We start from the raw sequence: 4,048 nt of genomic DNA, 5'->3' as shown, positions 1-4,048 counted from the left end.
ACGAAAGCGAGGCTAAAAAACTCGTTTCAAATTAAGATTGTTATTCTCAGGTGCGGAGAAATTAAAAAAGCGAACAAAACAAAAAAGTCCCGGCAATAACCGGGACTTTTTATTTTATTTCTTTTCGACTTAAAAATTAATTGGTAATTCTACCTGCGTTCTGTCCCAGCCAATAACCAGGTTTGCACCTCCCGTAATCTCTGTAAAGGTTAGAGAGAAATATTCGATCGGTTTAGCCATGGTTTTAACCGGAACATTTACACGAACAATATCTTTAGCCTGATTGTAAGTAAAAGCACCCCATTTATCGGTTTCGCTATTTACAATAATCGTCCAGGTATCTTTGTTTGGAATGGCGAATAAGCTATAGGTACCTGCTTTGATTTTTCTGCCGCCAATGCTTACTTTTTTGAAGAAACGAACTTCTGTACTTTCGTTGGCTCCAAAACGCCAAACGTTTCCATACTGTTCTAAAACGCCAAAAATATCACGTCCTTTTTTCTGTGGGCGCGAATAAACAATCTTTATAACCGGTTTTGTTGGGTCTCCAGCCTTTACCTTTGGGGCATTAAGGGGAAAATAAACAATATCTGCAGGACTTGGGTCTGCAACAGGAAATTTTACTTCAGCGGTAAGGGCCTGTTGAGCCTTTACGCTAAAACAAAGAAGAGCGAAAACAACAATGAAGATATTTTTCATTTGTAGGTTTTTGTTTTCAGTAGCGATGAGCAATCATGATTTTACGGCTATTGGTAAAATCATAACGGTCTCATGTGCTGTGGAATTAAATTTTTTAATCCTTAAAGGATCTAATTGTATAAAGGACTAAAAACTAGTATTTTCTTCCTTTTACGATAGCGTTTAAAAATAAGCCTGCTGTTAACAAACCTAAAACACCACCTAACAAAGCGAAAATGTAGTTTTGCGTAATGATTGCTCCAGTTAAAACTCCGAAGAATAAACCTAAAGCATAATATAACCAGTTGAAATTATTGCTGCTGTTCTCTTGTACACTCATGTTTTTTGTTATTTGGAGGCAAAGTTAATATTTATTTTAAATTTTAATTTGTCATTGTACCCAATATTCTAATTAATTATCAATTCTAGCCAATTTATAATCAGCCTTTTTCAGATAAGTAATCAATTCTGCCAACTTGTTATAAAATTTATCAGTTCTTCTGGCACCGGTACCGATGTGCAACAGCAAGATAAAACCATTTAAACCATTGGGTTTTGTTTCGTTAAAAGTTGTAATCGATTTGTATATCTCATCGCTCGATCGATAACTTTTTCCCATTTCGGGGTAGGTATAATCAGCATTAGATCGTGTGCCCGGAGTGAAATTAATCAATTGTAAACCCTGTGCTTTGGTCCAGTTGGCTATGGTTTGGTTGTACCATTCGTAAGGAGGCAAAAAATAGCCCGCCGCTTCTTTGTTAATCCCAAAACCTGCCATTGCCTGATAATTGTTACTTAAATCGGTTTCGAAATCTGTTCTTGTAACCAAGAGACTATCGCGTTTATTCCAATCACAGTACAATAAATGCTTATCAGAATGTGGACCGAGATAATGCCCGGCGTTTTTTAGTTTTTTGATCAATGATTGGAAATTAGGGTTCCGATAAAAATTTCCGGTAAGAAAAAAGGATGCTTTAACTTTCTCCCGTGCCAGCACCTTGCTTATTTTTTCGCCGCCATCCGCATATTCGTCACCTGTAAAAACCAGGTAGATTTTCTTTTGGGTAGAATCGCCCCGAATGTTCGCACCCAGGCTATAAGTTTTATGGTCGGGTAGGGGTTTAGCCTGCGCTTCCTTGGCCGCTAGTAAATAAATAAGAGATGCCGTTCCGTCCATTGTGGGTTCATTGGTGCTATAATCTCCATAATCATCGTGGTAAACGGCCAGGTCGCTCTGAAAGTCAGCATATTCATCAGCATCATTGAGTTTGATCCCGATTAAACCTTTATAAATATTAGTGTAAACGGGTCCATCAACCAATCCGCCGTTTATGGGATAATTCTTTAAATGGGTAAAGGCCGAGTGTGGATCGCTTGGTGTATCTCCCCATTGAGGTAAGCCATAAACCATACTCGTTCCCCATGGATTACAGCCAAAAAGCCAATCGAAATTAGCCTGATCCAGCTCGCTATAGGTTTTATCGCCGCTTAATGCCGAGTACCAGCTACACTGTATGGCAAAGGCAACCGTTAAATTATTGCTGCACCAAATAAACGGAACACCACGGTAAAAGGCATTGTTTTTTGCACGGCTCCAAACTTGCTTTATCCCTTGTTGATAATAGTTGATGGCTGTTTTATCGTTCGAATCTTGCTTAGCGATTTCGTAATGACCAAGGTTGATGAAAGGATAATATTGATAATGCGCTGCGGTATCTTTTTGTAGCCAGGGCGTGATGCTTTCTTGCTGGGCGTAGTTTAAGGCCTGTGTCATTTTCTTTTGATCAATCCTTTCTCTTCCGAAATTGAATGATGTTTCGGCGAGTTCCATATCATCAACCCAATTGTCTTCAGCATAAATATAGGGCGATTTTACAGAGGCTGTTTGCGTTACCCCAGGTTTTTGTAATGCAAATTTATAGGCTGTTTTGGCTTTTTTAACAAGTAATCTGGCGTAATTACGATCTACATCTTTAAATAAAACCGATCCTAAATTAAAAGCACTCGTAAATTTAGCTGCAGTAGAGCTGGTACCGGTGGTGTTGTTCATAAATTTGCCCCGCTGCTGTGTTTCGCCGGTAATAAAATAGAGCGGGCGCTCAAAACCTTTTCCATATTGACTGTCTTCTTTTGGAATCCGCATATTGATGTGATCACGGTCATCGGCCAGTTGGTTGAACATGATATTTTTTTGTGGGTGCATTTTCAACAACCAATCCAGTCCCCATTTAGCTTCGTCCAGAACATCAGCAAGGCCGTTTTTTCCATTCAAACCATTCGCCATTTGCCTATCGCTAAACACTTGAGGGAAGTCGCGATAAGCCATTAGTAGGTGATAGGCTGCATTTGCTGAAGTAGTTGAATATTGGAGGTAATCGCTGGCGTCGTGCCAACCACCAGAAGCATCAAAATGTGTACTGTCTTTAATGCCTGCTTTGGCGCCATATAAAACAAAGCCATCGTGGGTATGGCAGCTATCCTTTAAGTACGGATTAAAACCGCTCCGTTGCTGGCGCATATATTGTAAACAGAAATCTGCTGCACCTTTATACACATCGTTATTGATCAACAACAGGGGAGAAACAATACCATTTGCCCTGAGGTAGTAACTCCCTGCACTTTTAAAATCACTGAAATTCAATCGGGCGGTTTGGCTAAAAGGACCATAGCTGCCGAAGTTTTTAATATTGGTTGAGGTATAAACAATTTTATTGGTTTCCTTTTCTACAATTTCGAATTGGGTAGGAATTTCGCCTGTTTTGCTTACCCATACTGCAACTTTAATACTTTCGGTGGGGTAACCGAGCAAATTGATTCTGATCCAACTCTGTTGGACTTTTCTTTGGTTACCAATAAATGAACATAAGAACCATAGGGCAAATGAGAAAGTTGTGGCTAAAAAGAACTTATTTTTCATTGTGACTGATGATTATTTCATTTAAAAATAGGGTTTTATCAAGATAATGTAAAAGAAGTGGGTAAACATTTGGAAATTAATCAATCGTTTGATTAATTTTGTGTCGTTAAAAAGAAATGAAAACAGAAAAAGTAGATAAAAGACAGGCCATTCTCGAGGCAGCTGAAAAGCTGTTTTGCGAGACCGGGTATGAGGGTACCTCCACCCGCCAGATTGCCAAGGAATCTGGAGCAAACATGGCGATGATAAATTATTATTTCGGTTCTAAAGAAGGGGTTTTCGTAGAGATTATGAACGAGCGTATTGCTGGTTTTGCTTCTCAGTTAAAAATCATCAATGAAGATAAGATTTCGGCATTAGAAAAATTGCACAGGGTTATAGAGGGCTATGTAAATAGGATACTGAATAACACTGCGTTTCATAAAATGATGCACAGAGAGCTTTCTTTAACTC

At 38.9% G+C, this 4,048-nt stretch carries 4 protein-coding genes; 1 reads left to right on the top strand and 3 read right to left on the bottom strand.

Features of this window, described 5'->3' with window-relative positions; all coding sequences use genetic code 11:
- Positions 1 to 129 precede the first annotated feature (129 nt).
- From AC1DPQ_RS19930 to AC1DPQ_RS19920, 3 genes are all read right to left on the bottom strand, one after another.
- Positions 130 to 699 carry a DUF2911 domain-containing protein gene (locus AC1DPQ_RS19930; protein WP_477610650.1) on the bottom strand — a complete coding sequence of 190 codons (570 nt, stop codon included), beginning with the start codon at positions 697 to 699 and terminating at the stop codon, positions 130 to 132.
- Between the two features lie 133 nt (positions 700 to 832).
- Positions 833 to 1,018 (bottom strand): hypothetical protein, encoded by a 186-nt coding sequence (locus AC1DPQ_RS19925; protein WP_025141696.1) that lies wholly within the window; start codon positions 1,016 to 1,018, stop codon positions 833 to 835.
- 72 nt (positions 1,019 to 1,090) lie between these two features.
- On the bottom strand, positions 1,091 to 3,595 hold the full coding sequence (locus tag AC1DPQ_RS19920; RefSeq protein WP_477610649.1) for a bifunctional glycoside hydrolase family 9 protein/polysaccharide deacetylase: 2,505 nt from the start codon (positions 3,593 to 3,595) through the stop codon (positions 1,091 to 1,093).
- A gap of 116 nt (positions 3,596 to 3,711) precedes the next feature.
- Between AC1DPQ_RS19920 and AC1DPQ_RS19915 the strand changes: the two genes are divergently transcribed.
- On the top strand, positions 3,712 to 4,048 hold a 337-nt coding region (locus AC1DPQ_RS19915), incomplete at its 3' end, for a TetR/AcrR family transcriptional regulator (RefSeq protein ID WP_477610648.1).

The sequence above is a fragment of the Pedobacter sp. 01T416_2 genome (assembly GCF_056398925.1).
This window is presented reverse-complemented; position numbering and strand designations above follow the sequence as displayed.